The following is a 20,434-nucleotide window of genomic DNA, read 5'->3' as shown; positions in this document are numbered from 1 at the left end:
TGACCATCTGCAACCCCTGGCAGGGCAGCTTGTTCCGCTTCCGCCCTGGCTCCTGCTGCGGGTGGGGTGTCAGGCGCCGCAGGGGGTGTCGTTGTTGCGCAGGCCGTGGATGTAGTCCGGCAGGTGCCGTACGGAGCCGTCGACGGCTCGTTTGACGTAGGGCTGGCCCTCGAAGTTGATCTCGGGGTAGATGCAGACGAACCCGCGCGCACGCGATCTGGTGCCGGGCCGCGGCGGGGGCGCCCGCTGTGGTGGTGGCGTGGGCGGGTGCGAGGCCGGTCAGTGATGCGGCCAGGATGGGCGTGATGGCGGCGGCGAGAAGCGCGCTCGTGCGGTGCAGGAGTTTCATAGCAACGGCCTGTCCTGACGAACCGTTCCGCCATTCCGCCTGCCGCCGTTGTTCCCCCGGATGAGTGACTTCTGCCCCGCTCCTCGGCCGCCCGCAGGACGACGGAGGTGTGGACGGGGCAGGACCGCGGCGGCATCGCCGGACCGGCGCGCCCGCTGCTTTCCGCTGCCTCAGCCCGACTGCAGACTCCCGCGAACGCGTCACCGTCCCCGCCACCACCTCCCTGGCCGCCACCCTCAACGCCGCCCCCAGCGCCCGGACAACGCCGCCGCCCAGCAACGCCGCCTCGTCGCGGGCGCCGTCCACGAACGACGGGCGCGGTCGAGGATTTGCAGAGGCCGCGGACTGACGGCGTACGGCCTGGCGGCCACCGCGGTGTGACTGGACGCGCTGGGTGGCGGCTGGCCACTGGCTTCGACGATCACGCGAGCAGCGGTTCTGTCCGCGATGCCAATCTTGCGCGTTCCAGCCCCTACGCACCGCCATACGGCTTCCCTACGTTTCCCCCTACGCTGCCCCACCCGCCAGCGCGCCGCGTTCTCACAGATCAGACCCCCTGTCCACCCCGTTTCCGAAACCTCGACAACCCTTATATCAACACTCTTAAGTCAGTAGGGAGTGGTAGGAGTGGTGATCGGGTTCGGGGCGGCGGGGCGCGCGCCGGCCTTCCGGCCGGACAGCGGTCGGGCGTACGGGAAGGGTGGGGAGTCACGGTGGGTGGGACGAAGGTGTGTCCGTTCGGGTCGACGGAGAAGACCCGGACGATGATCCTGACCGCGCTGGGAGTGGTGAAGGTCGCGACCGCGGCGCAGCTGCGGCGGCTGATGGCGCCGGGCCACGCGGCCAACCAGACGATCCTGAACGGGGCGAAGGACCTCGCCGCCCATGGCCTGGTCGTCTCCCTGGGATCGGCGAAGAGCGTCAACGCGAACGGCAACCGGGTCACGGAGAAGCTGTGGAACCTCACCCCGGCCGGCCTCGAGGCCGCAGGCGTGGTCCTGGAGCGTGAGGTCCGGGACATGGGCAGCACCGCGAAGGCATCCGTGGCGTCGGGAGCCCCGCACGCCCGGAAGGTCACCGACACGATCACCGCGTTCATCCAGCCCGTTCCCGTCCCGACGAAGCCGGTCGTCCGGAAGAACCGGCCGGCTCCCCTCCCGGCCGCCGCACCGCCCTCCCACCGCCGGGCATCGGCACGATCGACGCGTGGGAGACCGAAGTCGTCCTGCCCGTCGGCGGATCTTTCGTCAACCCCGTGAAGGGCAGCCTGCGCGCCGACGCCGTCCTCACCGCCCCGGAGGCCGGCCTGCCGATGCTGTGCGTGGAGGTCGACAACGGCACCGAGGACCGACCCCGCCTCGCCGCGAAACTCGGCAAGTACGTCCGCTTCTACCGGCGCACCGTCCACGCCCCCGGCCGGAGCGAGGTCCCCCTGTGGACCACCCTCTACGAGAAATGCGACCGCGAGGGGTACCCGCCCCTGGCGATCGTCTTCACCGCCGACGTCGGCGCGAAGGCGATGATGAACCGCATGACGGCCGTCCGCGACCTGACCCGCCACTGCTGGCGGGGCGAGTGGAACGGCGACGACACCTACGGCGGCACATCCAAGGACGGCTACCGCGACCACAGCCGCGCCCTGCCGGTCATCGTCACCACCCTCACCACTCTCACCAGCCTCCAGCAGCACGGCCCGCTGGGACCCATCTGGTGGCGCTACGGCCACTCCGACTGGGAGGCCCTCCAAACGGCTCTGGACAACCCCGACGACGTCCGCGCCTACCGTGCCCGGGACGAGGAACGCCGGCGGACAGCTGAGGCCAAGAGGGAGCGGGAGAGCCTCGCGTACGAGGAAAGGCGGCGCCGCCTGGAAGCAGCTACCTGGCCGTGCCCGACCTGTGGCCGCAAGACCTACCCCGACGACGGGGCCGAAGCTCCCCACGGCAACTGCCGCGTCTGCCTCAGCATCAAGGAAGGGGAACGCCGCGAGGCTGGGGAACGAGCTGAGCAGGAAGCCGCGGCGAAGCAGGCCGGCTTCTTCGGGTTCCTTCACGGACGGAAGAATGAGTAGCGGAGCTTCGCCGATCCTGGCAGGAAAGGGTTATCCGGACACGGTGGCGGTCGGTGTGCGCCGTGACGACGTGCGCGCCGGCGCCGAGGCTGCCCGCCCCAGACTGCCCTGCGACCCGAGCCGGAGGACGACCCTGAGCAGGGAGGGTGACGCGGCTGGTTCCGCCGGCGGACCTGACCCGGGCAAGTCGCCCCCGCCGGGCCGGGCGTGAGCGCCCCGCCCGGCGGGACGGCCCGGGAAGTCGCGGCACCACCGTGCGGGAGGGAGCACCCCGAGCCCGGCTGTACGCCGGTGCCAGGCCATAGACAGATCTCATGAGACGCAGCAGAGAAAAGACCCCACCCCAGGACCTGCCGGGCGACCTGTGGCACGCCCTGGCCCAGCTCCAGCACACCCACCCCGAACCGGTGGGCCGCGTCGGGCCCCTCGCCCGCCCTGCCGCACTGCTGACCTTCACCGCGGCCGCCGACACCATCCTCACGGCCCGGGTGCAGCTGACCGGCGCGGAGACGATGTACCAAGTCAACGAGACACTGCGCGCGATGACCGGCAATCTCCCCCACGCCCACTTCACCGGCCCCGGCGTCGCCCTGGAACTCACGCTCAGCAGACGGCAGGAACTCCCGATCCACGTGGCGCACACCACCGGCCTCACCCAGCTCTTCCGGGACGCCGCCGACACCATCTGGGCCCGCAGTACGCCCGGAGGTTGCTCGTGCTTCCACTGCGACGGGAGCGGGCGCGCCCGCTCCCTGTGGGAGCCGGCGGCCGGGGACGCCTGAGGGAGGCCCCCTGGGCAAGCCGCCCCGAACGGCGGCTTGCCCACTCAGCCCCCGGGCGCTGAGGTAGTGCCCGCCCGGCTGGACGTTCTGGCCGGGCTCGCGAGGGAGGCACCGGTGAAGACGTTCACGACGGGGGAGACGGTCGTGCGGCGCGACGTGCACCGCTCCGGGCAGGTGTGGAGCGAGCAAGCACTACGGGTCCTCGCCGACACCAGCGAGGCGCTGGTGACCGCTTGCGCACCGGGTGCTCAGGCGCTGTGGCCGTCCCTGTACGCCAAGGCCCGAGCTGACGGCGACCGGTCGGTCCGTACGGAGGCGTTCGACGCGATGGCGACGGGGGAGTGGGAGCTGGCGCCCGGGGTGTGGCAGGAGACGGAGCTCCTGCTGTGGAAGCCGCCGACCGCGTGGTTCAGCATCAACGCCTTCTTCACCGCGGGCGGGCTGAGGAACTGGTACGTCAACTTCGAGCACCCCACCCGCCGCAGCGAGTCGGGGTTCGACACTTTCGATCTGACCGTCGACCTCGTCATCGACCCCGACCTGACCAGCTGGCGGTGGAAGGACGAGGACGAGTACGCCCACGTGCGGCGCCTGGGCATCGTGACCGACACCGAGCACCAGGCGGTGGAGTACGCCCGCGCCCAGGTCCTCGCGATGCTCGAGGAGCGGGCCGGGCCGTTCGCGGACGCGGACCGGTGGGCGTCCTGGCGCTGGGAGCCGGCCTGGCCCGCGCCGCGCCTGCCCCGAAGCGGTGTCGGTGAACGGTTGGGACAGCGCTCTTGACCGAGGGTGCCGGTGCGCGGGACGGTCATTGCGCAACTATGCGCAACCGACTCGACACGGGAGAGCGCCATGACGTTACGGTTCGTCGGGATCGACCCGAATACCGGAGGCGGTGGGTCGCCGACGGTGTGGGTGGAGGAAGAGAGCGCCGACCTGATTGTTCAAGGCGCGGAAGCCGAAGCGTTGCTGAAGGCGATGGTGGGCGTGACCGAGTAGGTGCCCGGCCATACGGCGGGAATCCCGCCGCACGAGACGGTGCTCCGGATTCCGGTCCGGATGGCGGCGATTCTGAGAGGACGTTCCGGTTAAAAAAGGGCGATTCATGGGTTGTGCCAAGTTATAGGCGTTTCGCCGGTCGCTCGTTTTGCGAGGGTGGAGATCATCGCGATGCGGATCATGCTCTCGGAATGTGTGGGTTTGGTCTCGTAGTCACGGGCGAGGCGGCGGTGCATCATGATCCATCCGAAACTCCGCTCCACCACCCAGCGCCTGGGTACCACGGAGAAGCCTTTGGCCTGCTCGTTTCGCGGGACGACGTCGACGTCGATGCCGAGGGTGGCGCCGTGTTCGATGGCCTTGGTCTTGTAGCCGGTGTCGACCCACGCCTTGGTGATCGTGGGGTGGTCGGTGGCGAGCTGGGTGAGGAGCTGTTTTCCGGCCTCGTTGTCAGAGACGCTGGCGGCGGTCACGCTGACCAGCAGTAAAAGCCCGAGGGTGTCGACGACGATGCTGCGCTTGCGGCCCACGATCTTCTTTCCGGCATCCGTGCCCTGGGTGTCGGTGGGCACGCTGGTCGCGGTCTTGACGCTCTGCGCATCGATCACGCAGGCGGTGGGCTCGGCGGTGCGTCCTGCCTGTTCACGGACCATCCGGTGGAGGTGGAGGCCGAGTTTCTCGATGGTGCCGTCGGCGGTCCAGGCGCTGAAGTAGCCGAACACGGTGATGTGCGGCGGGAAGTCGTGCGCAAGGTAGCGCCAGGGGACGCCGGTTCGGTTGAGGAAGAGGATCGCGTTCATAACTTCCCACAGGTCAGTGATCTTGCCGCCGAGATTGAGCGAGGTTTTCTGGCGCTCGGCCCGCCAGGCCGTCAACGTCGGCTCCATCAACGCCCAGCGGGCATCGGAGAGATCACTCAGGTACGGCAGGCGCGGCTGCGAAGAGGTCATAGGGATACTCACGCACGAGGCTCACACCCGGGCATATCGCTCGATCGGGCGAGGCAAAAGCCGTGTTCAGTAAGTTCTTCGAACCGGACAGGAGGTATCGGCTGCGACTGGGGCGAATCGTAAGGTCGCACCTGCCGACGCCGTGGACACAAATCGCCTGTTCTGCCTGTACGTAGCCAATTCCGGCGTCGCAGAACTACCCCAAACCGTCATGTAAATGACACGAACGTCCTCTCAGTACGGCAGTTTCGCACGCAACGAAGCTCCGATGATCAAGGGGACCTCCAAGTCGCCCGATCACCGGAGCCCCGATGTGCCGCCAGTCTGCCACCGTGTGTCTGACCAAGGCGCCCTCGCGTGAGCAGCGTGAACGTTCCGGCACGGCGGCCCGGCTGGCATCCTTGCCCGATCCCCGCGACCGGCGGGGACGGCGTCATACCCTCGCCTCGGTGTTGCTGACCGCCGCCTGCGCGGTCCTGGCCGGCGCCCGCTCCTATGCCGCCATCGGGCAGTGGGCCCGCCACGCGCCCCAGGACACCCTCTCCCGCCTGGGGTTTCATCCGCGTGGCCCCCTCGGTGTGCGCCGTCCGGCCTCGTCCTCGACCGTGCGCCGGGTGCTGGTCCAGGTGTGCCCAGGCGGACTCGCCGACCTTCTCGGCCACAGCCCGGCCGGCACAGAATCGGTCTCGGTCGACGGCCAGGGTGCCCGCGGCTCACGCACCGAGACCGCTCCGGCCGCCCACCTCCTGTCCGCTGTCACGGCCGCCGGCCGCACCGTCAGCCAGCTGAGGGTGCCGGACAAAACCAACGAGATCACCGCGTTCACCGCCTTGTTGGACCCCTTCGACCTGGCCGGCGCGGTGGTCACCGCCGACGCCCTCCCCAGCGCGAGCATGCGAAATGGCTGGTGGAGGTCAAGGACGCCCACTACCTGCTGGTGGTCAAGGGCAACCAGCCGAAACTCCACGAGGCTGTCAGATGCCTGCCGTGGAAGGAGGTGACCGCCCGCCGATACGACCGCCGCGAGACCCGCTCGATACGCACCCTCACCGTCACCGGCCTCGGCCTGGACTTCCCCTACCTGGTCCAGGCGGTGAAGATCCACCGGTACCGCACCGATCTGAAGACCGGCAAGGTCACCCGGCAGACCGTCCACGCCATCACCGACATGACCGCACGCGAGGCATCACCACAGGCCATCGGCCGCATCGCCAGGTCGCAATGGGGCATCGAGGCCGTCCACCACATAAGGGACACGACGTTCGCGGAGGACGCCTCCAAGATCCGGACCGGACACGGACCGGAGAACATGGCCACCCTGCGGAACCTCGCGATCAACACCCTCCGCGACGCCGGCCACCACAGCATCGCAGCGGGACTCCGAGAGGTCTCCTACACACCCTTCGTCCGCCCGCTCGACCTACTCGGACTACCCCCGACCTGCAACGGGACATGATCAACCAGACTATGAATTAGCCCTGCGCTTGAGCCCCCCCCGCAATTGGGCACCTATATCCCCATAGACCCCGTGTTCCGAGCCCACCCCGTCTCCTCTGCTCGGCGCAGTCCCGTTCAACCCCGCGCCCATGGGGTGTAGGAATCAGTGACGCGGAGGTACGAAGGTGGTATCCGAGGCGCTGCGCCTGGTGTTGCCGCATCCAGACGCTGGGAGGTCGAACACCGTGTGTGGACGGTCCTGCGCGGCAGTCGACCCCGGCCCTTCGCAGGTCTCGCAGTGGGCCGCACTGTTACGGGCCGCCGAAGGCGGTTCTCCCCCGGAGGTATACATCCCCCCGTCTCGTGCATGCGACCTTGCCTGGTACCGCTGGGTCGTGGGCCACCAAGCCGCGTTCTTGGAGTGGTCCTTGCTGCGAGCCGTGCTGATACGGGAAGGGCCCGAATCAGCTGACGAAATCGTGCAATTGTTGGACCTGTACTCGACGCTGCTGTTATACGCGGGTAGTTGTCCCCCCGAGCTCTACCAGCAGGCGATCCGACCTCGGATGGCGCGCGCTCATCCGGCGTTCAGCGGGGAGTGGGCGCCTGACCACGAGGGGCTGCCCCAGCTCCTCAAGCGGGCGGCGGACGTGGGTCCGCCGACGGTGGCCGGGGCCGTGCGGCGTAGTCATCGCGTGCACGTTGCAGTGGCCGAGCATCTGGTTCCCGGGGGCGTCTCCCTGCTTCAGCAGGCTGGGCGCAGCGCAGGCGGACCGCCCAGCAGTCAGGAACGTGCCCTGTACGACCGTTTCTTCTTGGTCAGCAGAGGGCCGGTGTGCACACACGCGTTGGACGTGCAGCTGCTGCATCGGCTGCTGAGGATCCTCGTAGACGTAGAGGGTAGCGGACTGTACTACGGCGGCCCGCCTGTGTCCGCGGCGGCGGGCGGATTCAATGAGATCGCGGAACTCGAGCAGACCGTCCTGACCCGGCTCAGGGCGCAGGGTACAAAACTCGCCGCCTCGATGCAGGACAAACCCCACCAGTGATTCGCACCGGCTCTGCGGACTCTGTGGAGGCCGGGCCGCGCACGCAGGAACACGGAGGCTCAATGAAACGGGTCAAGAATGTCGAACTGACCGGTGAACTGCGGCGATACATGATCGAACACGGAGCGGTGCCCGACGCCGTGGGCCATGAGCTCATTGCACGTACCCATGCCCTCGGTGAGATCGCGGAGATGCAGATTCCGCCGGAACAAGGATCATTACTCACCCTGCTGACGCAGCTTGTGGACGCGCGCCTGGTTGTGGAGGTTGGAACGTTCACCGGATATTCCACACTATGCCTGGCTCGTGGGATGGCGCCGGGCGGCCGGGTAATAACGTGCGATGTGTCTTCGGAATGGACGGACATGGCCCGCGAGGCGTGGCAGCGAGCCGGCGTGAGCGACCGTATCGACCTGCGGCTGGGCCCGGCTGCCCAGACCCTCATGTCGCTGCCTCACGAGTCCGGCGTGGACCTGGCGTTTATCGACGCGGACAAGATCGGCTACATCGACTACTGGGAGCAGCTGGTGCCACGTCTGCGGCCGGGCGGACTGATTGTGGCCGACAACGTCTTCTGAGGCGGGGCCGCCGCGGATCCTGAGGCCACGGGCAACGCCGCAGCCATTCGCGCCTTCAATGACCACGTCACGGCCGATGCTCGGGTGGAGCAGGTCATGCTGCCTATCGCCGACGGCGTGACCCTCGCCCGCAAGATCAAAACCGCTCCAGGAAGGACACCTTGAACAAACCGACGTCACCCGTACCTTTAATGGAAATCACCTCTGGGATACACGCCTTCAAGGCCCTGGCCATAGCCGTCGAATTGGGCCTGTTCAGCGAGCTTCCCGAGGGAGGCTCAACGACGCCTACCGGTGTCATGTCCCAACATGGCCTTCAATCGCGGCCCACGGAAATGCTGTTGACTGCCTGTACGTCGCTAGGCATGCTTCGACGGGACAACGACGACAGTTACCGCAACCCACCCCTGTCCGACAAATTCCTGGTGAAAGGCAAGCCTCACTACTTCGGCGATTGGATCACAGTCGTAGACCGTCATGAGTACCCGGCTGCCCTGAAACTGGCCGACTCCCTGCGCGAGAACCACCCTGCCGCCTGTGGTCGGCGGATTCAAGCAGTGAGAGCATCAAGCGGCGCTTAGCAATTCGTCCAGCTTCTCTGCCGGAGTGCGATATCCGAGGGTTTACTCGGCCGCATGTTGAGCCGCGACGCGATCTCATCGAGTTCCTTTTGAGTGCACCAAGAAAGGTCAGTTCCCTTGGGCAGGTATTGCCGGACCAGGCCATTCGTATTCTCGTTGATTCCGCGCTGCCAGGGCGAGTGCGGATCGCAGAAGAAGACCGGAATGCCGGACGCGACGGAGAAGTCCGCGTGATCGGCTATCTCGACAGAATCGCTTGGCCGTCGCCTACGCGATCGTATTCGGCGGGAGTCCCGTCGAGCAGGGCGAAGTCAGGATCCGCCTCCCGCAACACCGTCAGCAGGCTCGATGCACCAGTGACGGGCAGACTGACGACGGCGCTGACGTTGAGCGTGAGCGGTCCCGGCGGAGATGCCGAACCCGGCCGAGAGCTGCGCGAGCGTGTCATGGCGGCGCAGGTGCACCAGGCCGACCAGAGCACGCTGGTGCGGCGGCAGCCGGCGGCGGCCGGCGGCGGCGGTCACCCGCGCGGGTGACGATGAGCATGGTGACGCACTCGATCAACGCGTGCGGTAGGTCGAGTGCGTCAGGATAAGTAACCAATGAGGCACCCATGCCGATGAGTGGAGTCTTCGAACATCTCCCTCAACGGCACAGGTGCCTCGTGCGTTGCGGCCCTTCTGGTGGTCACCCATCAGCGGCCACTCTGAAAAGGCTTCAGTGATGTTGGTGAACAACCCTTCCAGAGCGGTTCACTCCCCTGTACCGTCTCGCCCGCGCCTCTCTGCCAATACTTTGACTTCGAGTGTCCTGCGCGGGATCAGATGAGGTCGCGGGTGAAGTTCAGACCCAGGTTGATGCCGTGTTGAACTTTCATTCCGTCCTGCGCGCAAGCTGTCTGATCTGTTGCAACGAGCTGTTCGTTGTGGACCATGCGGCCTGGGTGGATGATTGATCCAGCGGCGGTCTTGGCGGTGATGACGACGACGTTGTTGCCGTTGGGCCGGAGGACAACTGCGAGGGCGCCTTCCTCGCCTACAACTGTGGTGCCGATGACGGTCCCGTCGCTCTTGTGCCACTTCCAGTTGGACTTGCCCGCGGCGCTACCGGTGAGGCAGCTGAGGGTGCCGTTACCGTTGTATTCATAGGTGCCGTAGGACAGGCCCGGCACATCCGAGACGCAGGTACCGACCGTGCCTTCCTCTTTGAGGTGAGTCGGCTTCGGCTCGAACGTGAGCGGGGGGGTGAACGTCTGCGTGCTAAAGCCAGTCACACACTGGATGAAGGTGCCCTGGCTAGAGGCATGCGCAGGCGAGGTGAAGCCTATGGCGGGCACTGCCAGCAAGGCTGCGGCGGCGAACGTGCGTACGGCACGGTTGGGCATGGAACTCCTCGTATTTTGGCACCGCAGGGCGATCACGGTGCAATTGTCGAGTTCATGCAGACAAGTAGCATGTTCCCGCCCAACGCCGCCAACGACAAGGCGGAATCCGGCTACACTCTGCCTCCTGACTGAAAGCCGCTTGGGACTGACGACAGGTGTAGCAGAGTCATTGCGTGATGGTGATCTGTCCAGGTGCGATAAGGTGAGGCCAAGGGCTCGCGGGGTGGGCGGCAATGACGACTCTTCACAGCGCGTGGCCTGCCTGCGCAAGCTGTCGAACAAGCCGCTCGTGATGGGCTTTGGAATCACCCGCGGGGAACAGGTGGTCGACTTCTGGACAGCAGGATCGAACGGCGTGATCGTTGGAAGTCATTTCAGCCTCCTCGTCGAGCAGAAGCTGGATAATCTCAGCGTGGCGCGCAAGGAGATCGGGGAGTTCGTGCGCAGAGCGAGAAGTTGAGGTCATGCGGCCATCCGACTGGGCACGTCTTGTCGTCCTGAGCGCGTTGTGGGGGGCGTCGTTCATCTTCTTGCGTGTGCTGGCGCCCGTACTGGGGGCGACGACGACCGCCGGACTGCGGGTAGGGGTCGGGGGGCTGGCCTTCTTGCCCTATTTCGCCGCGATCCGCTTCGCTCCGCGGTGGCGCGAGCACTGGGTTCAGTACCTGGTAGTGGGGCTGTTCAACGTGGCCACGCCGATGTTGCTGTTCTCTTTCGCGGCCGTGCACATCCCCGCGTCGTACTCGGTCGTCATCAACTCCAGCACCCCGTTGTTCGGCACGCTACTCGCGGCTGTGTTCCTCGGCCAGCGCCTCACCGTGCGTGGTATAGCCGGGCTCACCCTCAGCATGATCGGGGTCGCGTTGGTCGCGGGCGGGGGTTCGACCGATCAGGACTCGCGGCTGTTCTGGTGGAGTATCGGGGCCTGCCTCGCAGCTGCGGTGAGCTACTCGCTGTCTGGCATCTATGTGAAGAGGTTCGCCTCGCATGTGGACCCAATCGGCACGGCGGGCTGCTCCCAACTGCTGGCGGGTGTGCTGTTGGTGCCCTTCTGGGTCACGGATATTCCGCCTGTGGATGTCACTCCCACGATCGTCCTCAACGTTCTCGCTCTGGCTGTACTGTGCACGACGATCGGTTTCCTGCTCTACTTCCGCCTGATCGCCGACGTAGGCCCGTCCCGGGCGATGACAGTCGGCCTGCTTACGCCGGCGTTCGGTGTGTTGTGGGGCGCATTGTTCCTAGGGGAGCGGCTGACCCCGATCCAGGGAGGTGGCTGTGCGCTCATCGTTGTCTCGGTCGCGATGGTGTTGCTTCGCAGCAGCGAGAGTACGGCGCCGAAACTACAGGTTCGAACTCACCTCAGGCAGTAGTGGGGCCGCAGTTATGGGGGTGGGTGGCCGCGGCGTTCGGTAGTGGCTGAGGCGGGCGCGGTATTGATGGCGGCGGCGCCAGTGTGACCAGTGGAGAATGTGTCCGGCCTCGTGCCGGACGGTGTGAGCGAATCTGCTCAGCAGGCGGCGGATCTCGTTCACGCTCAGTCGGATCAGATCGCGGCCTGCTCCGCCTTTTCCGCGGTGGCGGCGCGCAATGGCGGTCAGGTGCGCGGCGGCCGCCATGGCCAGGGTGATGTGCCGGTACCAGGCCGGGTTAGCCGGACCTGGTAGTGATCCAAGCCGGCTTCGTTCTTCGCGGACTGGAAGCACTCCTCGATGGCGCAGCGGGCGCCGGCGGCCTTTACGTTCCGCCAGCCGGGTGCCCGCCGGGGTGTGGGTGAGGTAGTAGGCGCGTTCCCCGTCGGTGAGGCTGCGGCGGATCAGCAACGTGTTATCGGAGCCGTCACTCGAGGCAGGTCTCGCTTTCGACAAGGACGGCGACAAGACGGTTGGAACCCACGTAACCCGCCCCCTCATTGTCCTTGCAAAGCTCGACAGACTTCGATTTCAGCCCATAACAAAAGAGCGCCGAACCCTGCGCTTGTCTAGTTTTTTTATGGACTGCCACCCACCCCTTGACCCACGCCCGTTGGCCTTTCGGACGGAGTCCGAAAGATGGGGCTGTCAAACAAGCCGCTCTCCCACCCCGGCAACGCGACCATCGGCATGGGCGGTGAATGACACGTCTACATCCGCCGACTCGGCGATCCAGCTGCGGCCGGCGCGGATCCCGGCCAGGACTGCCTCCGCGCTCAGTTCCTCGGCGAAGACCACGGTGTGAGGGATGCCGATCTGCCCTTCCAAGTGGGTGTCGCTGTTGCCCATCGCCGGCCGCCACGAGCCCGTGTGGAGATCCGCCGCAAGGCTCCGCCCCCATTCGGCCAGGGCCGCCTCGTTGTCAGCGTTCCAGGGCCGGTCCGAGGTCCACAGCCCGTTCCACACCTCCACCACGTCGAAGCCGAGGAAAGGGAACATGAAGTCGCCCGACGGGTAGGGTGCGTGCGGATGCGCGGCAACGCACAGGCCCCCTGCTCGGTGGACCTGGTCCAGGCACTTGTCCACCAGTCCATCCCTGACCTGGTGGTTCCAGTCGACGACCTCGCCGGGATTGAGGCCGAGCGCGAGCCAGTGCCCGGTCTTCGTGGTCACCTCTTCACCGAGAAGGATCAAGAAGTCATCGGCGGGCAGATGCCCCCAGACACCCGGGGCCGCCGCGGAGTTGTGCTCCGTCGTCGCGATGAAGTCGAGCCTGGCCGCGCGCCCGGACAGCCAACTCCTCGGGAGTGAGTTCCCCGTCCGAGTGAACGGAGTGGACATGGCAGTCCCCGCGGTACCAGCCCGCCCCGCGTCCGACCGCCCGCCCCGGCGAGAAGCTCAAGCTCGGCGCACTTCTCCTCCAGAGTCCTGTCGAGTCAACGCACCACCAGGGGCAACCCGTTCCATCCCCCACTGAGCACCATCTCAGTCGAGACGTCAGACCAAGATCTCATGCTGAAACGATCAGTAAGGCCCATGACCTGACAGAGGCTCAATTGGTCGAAGCCGGGGGCTTCCGAGGACGAGCCATCCTCTTGGCAACCACAGTTCTCGGCAGGTGCCGAGCAGCGAGGGCAAACGCCTTGTAACGCCAACCGGTGATGCTGACTGGCCGGTTGTGGTGCAGGTCCCTCAATGCCTGCGTCACAACCGCGTCCGCTTCTAGCCACGCTGACGACGGTAGAGCACTCACATCCATCCGTGCTCGCTCCTGGAACTCCGTGCGCGTGAAGCCTGGGCAGACAGCAAGCACGCGCACTCCATACGGCGCTAGGTCGACACGCAGGGATTCACTAAACGCCGTGATCCATGCCTTGGCTGCACCGTAGGTCCCTGTGGGCAGTAGGCCAGCCATGGAGGAAAGGTTCACGATGGCACCCCTCTCCCTCGCCCGCATCCCAGGCACGGCTGCGTGGCTGAGCCTCAGGGGTACACGGACCAGAAGGTCCAGCATCCGCTCCTCGTCCTCAAGGGGGCTGTACGGGAAGGGGGCTGCCAGTCCGAAACCGGCGTTGTTCACCAGAACGTCGACCGGCCGGTCCCCCGAAGCGACGCGGTCCGCCACCCTCCGGCAATCTACGGGATTCAGAAGGTCGGCCACAAGGACGTCGACAGAGACCGAAAACTCAACCCGCAGGTCGTCAGCAGCGCGTTCCAGACGCTCCTGGTCGCGGGCGACCAGGATGAGATCGCAGCCTTCAGCTGCGAAGCGGCGAGCGAACGCCGCCCCGATACCTGCGCTAGCGCCAGTGATGAGAACCGTGGTCAAGGTAATTTCGCTTTCAGAGTCATGGCTTGAAGGTCCGAGTGGAGGCTGATCCATAGGCGTGCGCCAGGGCGACGAGAAATCTCTTCTCGTCCTCGAGGTCGCCGCTCTCGAGAACGGACGTGCTATAGGAACTTTGCTGCTGCTGCTGCGGTCGGCCAGCCACCTTGAACCTGCACGCTTCCATGATCACACATGCCAACACAGCCGCCTCGCGCCCCGAGGCTGGACCTCCAGCAACTGCCACGTGACTCCGAGCGAGATTCGGGACCTCGGGCTCGATGTATTCGTTGAGGATCAGAATGGCGTCCCGGATCTCGATGACCTTGCGGTATACGAGCAGTTCGCGAGGGACGGGGGGCCACAGCAACTCGACGAGTCTTGCCCGGGGCTTTGTCAGCGCCACATGAGGCACGGCCCGCACGAGGTCTCGCCAGAGCGGCCAAAGATGCCATGCGACGGCAACTTCCGCCACAAGGCGACGCAGCGTAAAGAACGTCGGTACCAGGATGGCAGCCGCTCTTAACAGACCGTGCAGATTCATGAGGAGGGGCAGATAAGGCAAAGCCCAGGTGCTGCTGACGGTGACTTGGAGCAGGTACGCGAGCCAGAAGAGTCCGGCCAGCGCAGTACCTAATCCGAAGAGCCGCAGACTGGCCGCGAGACTGCGGCTCTCGGTGCGCCTGCTGTAGTGCCAGCACACGAGGAAACAGACGGTATTCGCCAGCAGATGCGCGGAAATCAGGGTCACCCAGTAGGCAACGGAAGGAGTGGCATCTCCCACCGCTGGGACGCCGTGTTCCCGATGCGGCGGCGCCAGGATCTCGAGAGTCACAAGGGCAGCCATCGTCATGCCGACCGTGATGCAGGAACCGATCTTCAGCCGACTGCTACTGGTGGGCGCGCCGACGAAGTAGAGAACAGCACCGGCTGACACCACGCCGATCAAGTTCCTCGTCAACGCAATGAAATGGGCTGACCCAGAGCCCCTGACGGCGAGGGCGACGACGTCGGGAAGATTGAGAGTCATCGCTGCGGCCGCTGTCGCGACAGCAAGCCACAGCCCGCGCTGCTTCGGTGAGCGGACAGCTGAAGGAAGGCGAGTCAGTACTGCCATCCAGAGACATGCAACACTCGGGTATGCGAGCCCTCTACCGAAGTCCGCTATGTCAGCGGACATCTGATGCCCTAACGCCAAGCGCCGATTCGAGTTTCGCCAGGGCTCCTTGCGGTTTCTCCTCATGCGGCCGATTTGCGCTCATACGTATCAGACTGGCGAGCATCTCGGCTTCCTGCTCCTGGCGAGTGGTGTAGTTGGTGCGTCCCAGGAGGCGCTGAACGCGCCCCATGTCCAGGTCAGGCAGCAGTTTTTCAATGCCGTCACTAACGCCCTGCTGCAGCGCATTGTGCCCAAACAGGATATGCCCGAGTTCGTGCAGCACTATGTGTTCTTGGTGTAACCGGGAGGTCTGCCCCTCATAGAATACGTGGTCAGCACTGGAGGTAGCGAGCCACAGCCCACATACGCCCGCCGACGCAGCTTCTTGCGGCAGCTGGTGAAGATGTAATGGTCTGTCGCGGAGTTTCTCAACACGGCGGCAGAGAACATCTAGAGAGAATGGGTGTGGTATGTCAATATTGTGCAGCATCACTTGGCAGCGCCTACACAGGTTGAGGTATTTGCGCGACATGTGCTCCATTTTTAATCCATTCCATGGACAACGGCGATAGGCATGCGTGCGAGATGGCGCCATATTCTCTCCCCTCAGATAACCGACTCAACACGAGCGTGCCGGGTCGCGTGCAGGAGATTCCTCCAATGCCAGAACTGCGTGATGGCTGGCTAGCCACCGTCAGAACACGCATCTATTCAATAGGATCCATACCTCCCGACTCGAGATCACTTATTCGTGGGAGATTCTGTACCTTCCGAGCCTCGTTGATCATGGCAAGAAATGCATCAAGAGTCGACGGAGATAGCCCTTCGGATCGCAGGGCTAAATTTCTGATCTTAATGTCACGCAACGCAGAAACCAGAGCCAATTGGTGCCTGACTCGCTCGGATGCCTCATCGTTCAGAAAATATTCTGGCGGGACACCAAAGAACTCGGCAAGGACATCCAATTGTTCAAGCGTCACGTTGCGCTTTTTGCCTGTGGAGAGTTCCCACAGGTACGTAGCGGAGATAGTACCGCCCGTCGCCTCCCTGATTTCCTTGGCGAGTCGAGAAAAGCCGGGGCGTTTTCGCGGGTCAGGATATATGGCCTGAATTAGCTCATTAAGGCGCTGGTCAAATTTCTGGAGCAATGGGCGACCAGCTCCGTGGCGTTCCGGTTCGCCGCTCCTCATACATGATCCTTCGTCTTCAGGGGTACCCATGGGGGGCTGGCCCGTCCGCCGCGGCGGACGGGCCAGCCCCCCATGGGTACAGAACATCCGCTGGAGTTGGCAAGGGTGAGTCCGGGCGAGGGGGGCGATCAAGCCATCATTCGCTATAGCGGTTGTGCTGACAGTCCATTATCCGCTCTCCTGATAACCCTCCGCATGACTGCGCCAAGCGTGGGCGGCCATGCCGGCCTGCAACTTGCACCATCCGCGTATGCCGCCTCGAGGAGCTGTTCCGTAAATGATCTTCAAATCGATGCGAACGAGTTCTCACCCTGTACTACAGCCGGTGTTGGCACGGTGAGTGGTCTCGTTGGCGGTAGTGGCTTATGCGGGCCGGTGTCTGGTGGCGGCGTCGCCAGCGGTTCCAGTGCAGGGTGAGCCAGGTCCTGGCGGCGCGGGCGGGGGTCAGGCGCACGGCAATCTGCTGGTACCAGCAGCACTACTTTCGGACCTCATGCTGGTCGAATCCGACGTCGCTCTTCGCGGCCTGGAAGGTTTCCTTGATCATCCATCGCTGGCCAGCGGCGATCGGCAGCTCGGCCGGAGTGGTGCCGGGGGTGTGGTGACACAGGAAGTAGGCCACCTCGCGGACGAGTTCACCTTTCTTGTTCCTTTTGTTCAGCACGGTGGAGCAGCGGATCAACAGGGTCCGTGCCAGGCCGTGAGGGGTGGCGGCCAGGTGAACGTTGGTGAAATCGTAGGTGCGCGGGCCTTTGGCGCCGTCTGCGCACGAGCGGCGCTCCATCATCGCCTCGGGCACTCTCGCCCACAGCTGCCGGGCTTTTTGGGGACGGCCGCTGGCCAGCGCGCGCATTCCGTTCTTCGGGATCGCCAGAACGCAGCGGACCTGGTGCTCCTCCAGTCAGGCCCGCAGGGTGCGCGAGCCGCCGTAGAGCTCGTCGGCCGGGGGGTAGGTAAAGGGCTCCCCGGCCGCGAGGGCGCGCTTGACCATACGCCGGGCCAGCTCCGGTTTGGTCACCATCGTCAGGGCCCCGTCCTCGGGCACTGTGGCCTCCTCGCAGCGGCGCCGGTGTTCCTCACCGCGACCCGCCTAGTGCTGCCCGGCATACAGTTCTCGATCGATGATCACTCTGCCAAGCCGGGATCCTTCGGGCAGGTGCACGCTTACCTGGGCGTTCTCGACGTTGCCGACGACGCCGGTGTACTGCCGGGCCACCTCGACACTCTTGGTGCCCTTCTTGATGCCACCGGTCTCGTCCGCGAGCAGCAAGGCGCCCTCGGTCGGCAGCGAGGTCACCACGAACTCCCCTTACGCGACGCGGCAGTTCATCCGCATCCCAGGCCGCGCGGGCCAGGAAGTCCTGCAATCGGTCCGGCGCCACAGGCCCGGCCGCCACCGCGACTTGCCACATGTTCTTGCGCGGCACATCCGATACCAGCCCGCGCACCTTCGCCCGCAGATTACCCCTCGAGGCCGGCCGACAGAACACATCGTCCACCGGCACGCCCAACGTCTCCAGGGCCGCGTCCCAGGACCGAACCTCGTCTGCGGTCAATTCATCGCGCCGACCCAGACGTGGCGGCAGTACCAGCTCCTTACACCACCCACGAGTGCGATCATCACGTGCACGACCGGCTGTAGTACCCGTCACTCGAGCGAGTTCGGAAGCGCTGCCCTGTTTTGGCTTCCTGCGTATCTAGGTCTTAAGGAATGGAGGCTGCGGCGTGCTATTCATCTCTCTTCTCGCACGAGGTTGTGCATGCTAAGAGGAAGGCAATAGCCACCAGCAAACCACAGGAATTATCCCGATGGTTCTGCGATTCTAGTGACGGATGGCAGGGGTGTTGGGGTGGTTCGGTGAGATCTTGTAAAAACTCGGGTGAATTCCCCCAGACATTCCTGAATACGCATATCACTGCATTCGTCTTCCTGGCCACTGCACGCACGTGCTGGGTGCAGTGCTCCACACCCACATAGACCCTTGTGCCGTCCGTGCGATCCGCGAGCATTAGGAGTTGACCATGCAGGCTCCCCCTTCGGCTATGTATATACGCTTCACAGATATTGCCCTGCGTCAGCCTGACCGAGAGGCCCTGATCGATGACGACGGCTCTGTCACCTATAGCGAACTCTGTGCCGCCGCAAGCGAAGTGGTCGCAGCGCTCTCCGCTGTAAGCACAGGCGACGATCGTCTGGTCGCCGCACGGTTCGGACGGGGCAGATCTGCACCTATCGGCTTCCTTGGAATCCTAGGCAGCGGACATGGCTACGTTCCCGTTGACCCGGACTATCCACCGCAACGACAGGCCCTTCTGCTTGACGACTGTGGTGCCCGGCTGCTGCTGACAGATGGACAGCTGTTGTCAGATGAAAAGCTCCTGGCCAAAATCGGTGATCTCACCATTGCAACTCGGCAGCAGTTCCGGGCCGAAAAATTTGATGCTGTCCCAGCCGGGACCGCATATGTCATCTATACCTCTGGATCCACGGGTACCCCTAAGGGATGTGTCATTGGAAATGATCAGGTGCTTGCGCTACTGGACGCCTGCGCCGAGTTGTTCCATTTTAGTCCAGCCGATACATGGACGGTGTTTCACTCGTTCAGCTTCGACTTCAGTGTTTGGGAGTTGTGGGGTGCCCTGCTGAATGGGAGTACGGCCGTACTCATACCGAAACAGGTAGCGGTGGATCCCGGTGCCCTTATGGAAGTGCTGACTGTAAGGCGCGTCACGGTTTATAGTCAGACGCCCTCAATGTTCGGGTTCCTGGTCAGACAGCTTGGTCAGTGCAATCGCTCGCTGCCGCATCTTCGCTATGTGGTGCTCGGAGGTGAGGCCCTCAATATTCAGGACGCTCTCACGTGGCTCGAATGCAGAATGGCTCCCAATGGGCGGCTCATCAACATGTACGGCATCACGGAGACAACCGTGCATGTCACGTACGCGGAGGTGAATTCCGCGACGTGTCATTCAGCTTACCCCGCTTACACTCCTATCGGCCGACCGCTTCCGCATCTCGAAGTTTCCTTGCGGGACACGAGGGGGCAATTGGTTGCCGATGGTGTGCCGGGCGAGATCTGGGTCTCCGGAAGCGGACTCGCCACGGGATACCTGGGACGAGACGACCTTACCCTGGAGCGTTTCGTCGTGGAATATGTGGACGGATCGGCTCGACGCCATTATCGCAGCGGGGACTGGGCGATTCGTGACAGTAGGGGAGAGCTTTACTACATCGGCCGGATCGACGGGCAAGTCAAGATCCGCGGTCATCGCGTCGAATTCGGCGAAGTGGAGGCGGCCATCGCTGCCCTTGAAGGGGTCGAGAGTGTCGCTTGCGCCGTACAAGCCCATGGGGCGGGTCCGCACATCCTTGTGGCGTATCTGGCCACGGACTCGGAAACTGCCCTCGATCCAGGTCGGATTCGCTCACAACTCACCCAGCACCTTCCCGCCCATATGCGCCCTCATCAGTTCAAACGCGTCGCAGGTCTTCCGGTCAACGCCAACGGAAAGCTCGACAGGGCCGCCCTAGGTTCTCTTCCCACGCTGGAATGGTCGACCGCCGCAGTCGAGGACCGCTCATGACCTCCCGCCGTCCAGGGTGGCCGCCAGTTCCGGGACGTGCGGTCGGTGGGCCTGTGACCGATCTACGCGGATGGTCGGCAGGCGCGGGTGTGGACCTGCGCCCCTCATCCGGTTCGTTGCCCGATTCTTGTTCGCGGCAGGGGTGGTGGTACTTGCTGACACCGATCCTGCTGGAGTGTCCCGGTGCGGTTGCCTCGGGAGCGAGGAGCGTCGACGAGTTCGCGGAGCGGGGCGCGCGTGTCTCGAAGGCGGTGGCGGCGGTCATCGGTGTCCGCCGCTGTCCATTCGCGGGGCGGCCCACCCGCCACCGCACGATCGGGCGCCTGCCTCGCCGGCCGACCGGCACCGCTCGGTCACCGAGTCCGGCACGACACCGACCTCCTCCATGCGCCATCCATGGCCGGTGATCACTGTCCACGGCAAGGCGCCCCAGGGCTCCTCCCACCTCACCGCGAAGCGCCGACATCCGCTCTGCGCGCTCACCCTCGGCACCGCCGTGACCCTCGCCCAGGCCAAAGCCGGCGCGAAGACGAACGAGACCACGCACTTCGGGCCCTGCGGGCACCACTGCACCCGCTCGGC

General features: G+C 64.9%; 21 protein-coding genes and 6 pseudogenes. 14 read left to right on the top strand and 13 right to left on the bottom strand.

The window, feature by feature from the left end:
* The first annotated feature begins 1,062 nt into the window (after nt 1-1,062).
* The 5 genes and pseudogenes from Sfulv_RS00275 to Sfulv_RS00255 all read left to right on the top strand — a co-directional run bounded on the left by Sfulv_RS00275 (nt 1,063) and on the right by Sfulv_RS00255 (nt 4,294).
* The gene (locus Sfulv_RS00275; protein WP_173310162.1) at nt 1,063-1,608 is read left to right on the top strand and encodes a replication-relaxation family protein; all 546 of its coding nucleotides are present in this window, start codon (nt 1,063-1,065) and stop codon (nt 1,606-1,608) included.
* Entirely contained in the window at nt 1,605-2,420 is an 816-nt protein-coding gene (locus Sfulv_RS00270; protein ID WP_173310160.1) for a replication-relaxation family protein, read from the top strand. The genes Sfulv_RS00275 and Sfulv_RS00270 overlap by 4 nt, the downstream gene beginning before the upstream one ends.
* 314 nt (nt 2,421-2,734) lie before the next feature.
* Nucleotides 2,735-3,202 carry a hypothetical protein gene (locus Sfulv_RS00265; protein ID WP_173310158.1) on the top strand — a complete coding sequence of 156 codons (468 nt, stop codon included), beginning with the start codon at nt 2,735-2,737 and terminating at the stop codon, nt 3,200-3,202.
* 114 nt (nt 3,203-3,316) lie between these two features.
* Complete coding sequence (locus Sfulv_RS00260) at nt 3,317-3,985, top strand: ribonuclease FAU-1 family protein (protein WP_173310157.1); 669 nt, start codon at nt 3,317-3,319, stop codon at nt 3,983-3,985.
* A 69-nt stretch (nt 3,986-4,054) separates the two neighbouring features.
* A pseudogene (locus Sfulv_RS00255) lies at nt 4,055-4,294 on the top strand (hypothetical protein).
* A gap of 11 nt (nt 4,295-4,305) precedes the next feature.
* Here Sfulv_RS00255 and Sfulv_RS00250 read toward each other — a convergent pair.
* Nucleotides 4,306-5,151 (bottom strand): IS5 family transposase, encoded by an 846-nt coding sequence (locus Sfulv_RS00250; RefSeq protein ID WP_173310156.1) that lies wholly within the window; start codon nt 5,149-5,151, stop codon nt 4,306-4,308.
* Between the two features lie 311 nt (nt 5,152-5,462).
* On the opposite strand from Sfulv_RS00250, the gene Sfulv_RS00245 reads away from it, so the two are divergent.
* From Sfulv_RS00245 to Sfulv_RS00225, 6 genes and pseudogenes are all read left to right on the top strand, one after another.
* Entirely contained in the window at nt 5,463-6,152 is a 690-nt protein-coding gene (locus tag Sfulv_RS00245; protein ID WP_376772353.1) for a transposase family protein, read from the top strand.
* Complete coding sequence (locus Sfulv_RS00240; protein ID WP_173310155.1) at nt 6,059-6,607, top strand: transposase; 549 nt, start codon at nt 6,059-6,061, stop codon at nt 6,605-6,607. Before Sfulv_RS00245 ends, Sfulv_RS00240 begins: the two co-directional genes overlap by 94 nt.
* Nucleotides 6,608-6,773: 166 nt before the next feature.
* Nucleotides 6,774-7,226: pseudogene (locus Sfulv_RS31780) on the top strand (3-methyl-L-tyrosine peroxygenase-related protein); the annotation flags it as partial.
* Nucleotides 7,227-7,442: 216 nt separating this feature from the next.
* A complete protein-coding gene (locus Sfulv_RS29725) occupies nt 7,443-7,637 on the top strand; it encodes a hypothetical protein (protein WP_218578026.1) in 195 nt (64 codons plus the stop codon).
* Between the two features lie 62 nt (nt 7,638-7,699).
* Nucleotides 7,700-8,380: pseudogene (locus Sfulv_RS00230) on the top strand (O-methyltransferase).
* A 26-nt stretch (nt 8,381-8,406) separates the two neighbouring features.
* The gene (locus Sfulv_RS00225) at nt 8,407-8,796 is read left to right on the top strand and encodes a methyltransferase family protein (RefSeq protein WP_246353318.1); all 390 of its coding nucleotides are present in this window, start codon (nt 8,407-8,409) and stop codon (nt 8,794-8,796) included.
* Nucleotides 8,797-8,828: 32 nt separating this feature from the next.
* Here the strand turns inward: Sfulv_RS00225 and Sfulv_RS00220 are convergent.
* The 3 genes and pseudogenes from Sfulv_RS00220 to Sfulv_RS00210 form a co-directional block, all read right to left on the bottom strand.
* A pseudogene (locus tag Sfulv_RS00220) lies at nt 8,829-9,041 on the bottom strand (IS30 family transposase); the annotation flags it as partial.
* An 8-nt stretch (nt 9,042-9,049) separates the two neighbouring features.
* Nucleotides 9,050-9,399, bottom strand: a pseudogene (locus Sfulv_RS00215) (helix-turn-helix domain-containing protein); the annotation flags it as partial.
* Nucleotides 9,400-9,616: 217 nt separating this feature from the next.
* Nucleotides 9,617-10,180, bottom strand: a complete 564-nt coding sequence (locus Sfulv_RS00210) for an Ig-like domain-containing protein (protein ID WP_173310066.1) — start codon at nt 10,178-10,180, stop codon at nt 9,617-9,619.
* A gap of 223 nt (nt 10,181-10,403) precedes the next feature.
* On the opposite strand from Sfulv_RS00210, the gene Sfulv_RS29720 reads away from it, so the two are divergent.
* Nucleotides 10,404-10,640, top strand: a complete 237-nt coding sequence (locus Sfulv_RS29720; RefSeq protein WP_218578025.1) for a tryptophan synthase subunit alpha — start codon at nt 10,404-10,406, stop codon at nt 10,638-10,640.
* A 4-nt stretch (nt 10,641-10,644) separates the two neighbouring features.
* The gene (locus tag Sfulv_RS00200; protein ID WP_173310151.1) at nt 10,645-11,553 is read left to right on the top strand and encodes a DMT family transporter; all 909 of its coding nucleotides are present in this window, start codon (nt 10,645-10,647) and stop codon (nt 11,551-11,553) included.
* Nucleotides 11,554-11,745: 192 nt separating this feature from the next.
* On the opposite strand, the pseudogene Sfulv_RS29965 reads toward Sfulv_RS00200, so the two are convergent.
* The 9 genes and pseudogenes from Sfulv_RS29965 to Sfulv_RS00160 form a co-directional block, all read right to left on the bottom strand.
* Nucleotides 11,746-12,036: pseudogene (locus tag Sfulv_RS29965) on the bottom strand (IS701 family transposase); the annotation flags it as partial.
* Between the two features lie 204 nt (nt 12,037-12,240).
* Nucleotides 12,241-12,933 (bottom strand): CehA/McbA family metallohydrolase, encoded by a 693-nt coding sequence (locus Sfulv_RS00195; protein WP_246352938.1) that lies wholly within the window; start codon nt 12,931-12,933, stop codon nt 12,241-12,243.
* A 211-nt stretch (nt 12,934-13,144) separates the two neighbouring features.
* Nucleotides 13,145-13,921 (bottom strand): SDR family NAD(P)-dependent oxidoreductase, encoded by a 777-nt coding sequence (locus Sfulv_RS00190; RefSeq protein WP_173310150.1) that lies wholly within the window; start codon nt 13,919-13,921, stop codon nt 13,145-13,147.
* Between the two features lie 19 nt (nt 13,922-13,940).
* The gene (locus tag Sfulv_RS00185) at nt 13,941-15,098 is read right to left on the bottom strand and encodes an MAB_1171c family putative transporter (protein ID WP_173310149.1); all 1,158 of its coding nucleotides are present in this window, start codon (nt 15,096-15,098) and stop codon (nt 13,941-13,943) included.
* Complete coding sequence (locus Sfulv_RS00180; protein ID WP_246352934.1) at nt 15,088-15,618, bottom strand: hypothetical protein; 531 nt, start codon at nt 15,616-15,618, stop codon at nt 15,088-15,090. The genes Sfulv_RS00185 and Sfulv_RS00180 overlap by 11 nt, the downstream gene beginning before the upstream one ends.
* A 166-nt stretch (nt 15,619-15,784) precedes the next feature.
* A complete protein-coding gene (locus Sfulv_RS00175; RefSeq protein WP_173310148.1) occupies nt 15,785-16,267 on the bottom strand; it encodes a helix-turn-helix domain-containing protein in 483 nt (160 codons plus the stop codon).
* 478 nt (nt 16,268-16,745) lie between these two features.
* Nucleotides 16,746-17,120 (bottom strand): hypothetical protein, encoded by a 375-nt coding sequence (locus Sfulv_RS00170; RefSeq protein WP_173310147.1) that lies wholly within the window; start codon nt 17,118-17,120, stop codon nt 16,746-16,748.
* Between the two features lie 48 nt (nt 17,121-17,168).
* On the bottom strand, nt 17,169-17,312 hold the full coding sequence (locus tag Sfulv_RS00165; RefSeq protein ID WP_173310146.1) for a hypothetical protein: 144 nt from the start codon (nt 17,310-17,312) through the stop codon (nt 17,169-17,171).
* A 45-nt stretch (nt 17,313-17,357) separates the two neighbouring features.
* Nucleotides 17,358-17,567, bottom strand: coding sequence for a transposase (locus Sfulv_RS00160; protein WP_173310145.1), 210 nt, complete (start codon nt 17,565-17,567; stop codon nt 17,358-17,360).
* Between the two features lie 722 nt (nt 17,568-18,289).
* Here Sfulv_RS00160 and Sfulv_RS00155 point away from each other — a divergent pair.
* Entirely contained in the window at nt 18,290-19,852 is a 1,563-nt protein-coding gene (locus Sfulv_RS00155) for an amino acid adenylation domain-containing protein (protein ID WP_173310144.1), read from the top strand.
* Nucleotides 19,853-20,434: the final 582 nt, after the last annotated feature.

Source organism: Streptomyces fulvorobeus (assembly GCF_013167895.1).
Classification (GTDB): domain Bacteria; phylum Actinomycetota; class Actinomycetes; order Streptomycetales; family Streptomycetaceae; genus Streptomyces; species Streptomyces fulvorobeus.
Note: the sequence above shows the minus strand (reverse complement) of the source record. Positions and strands in the feature narration are given on the sequence as shown.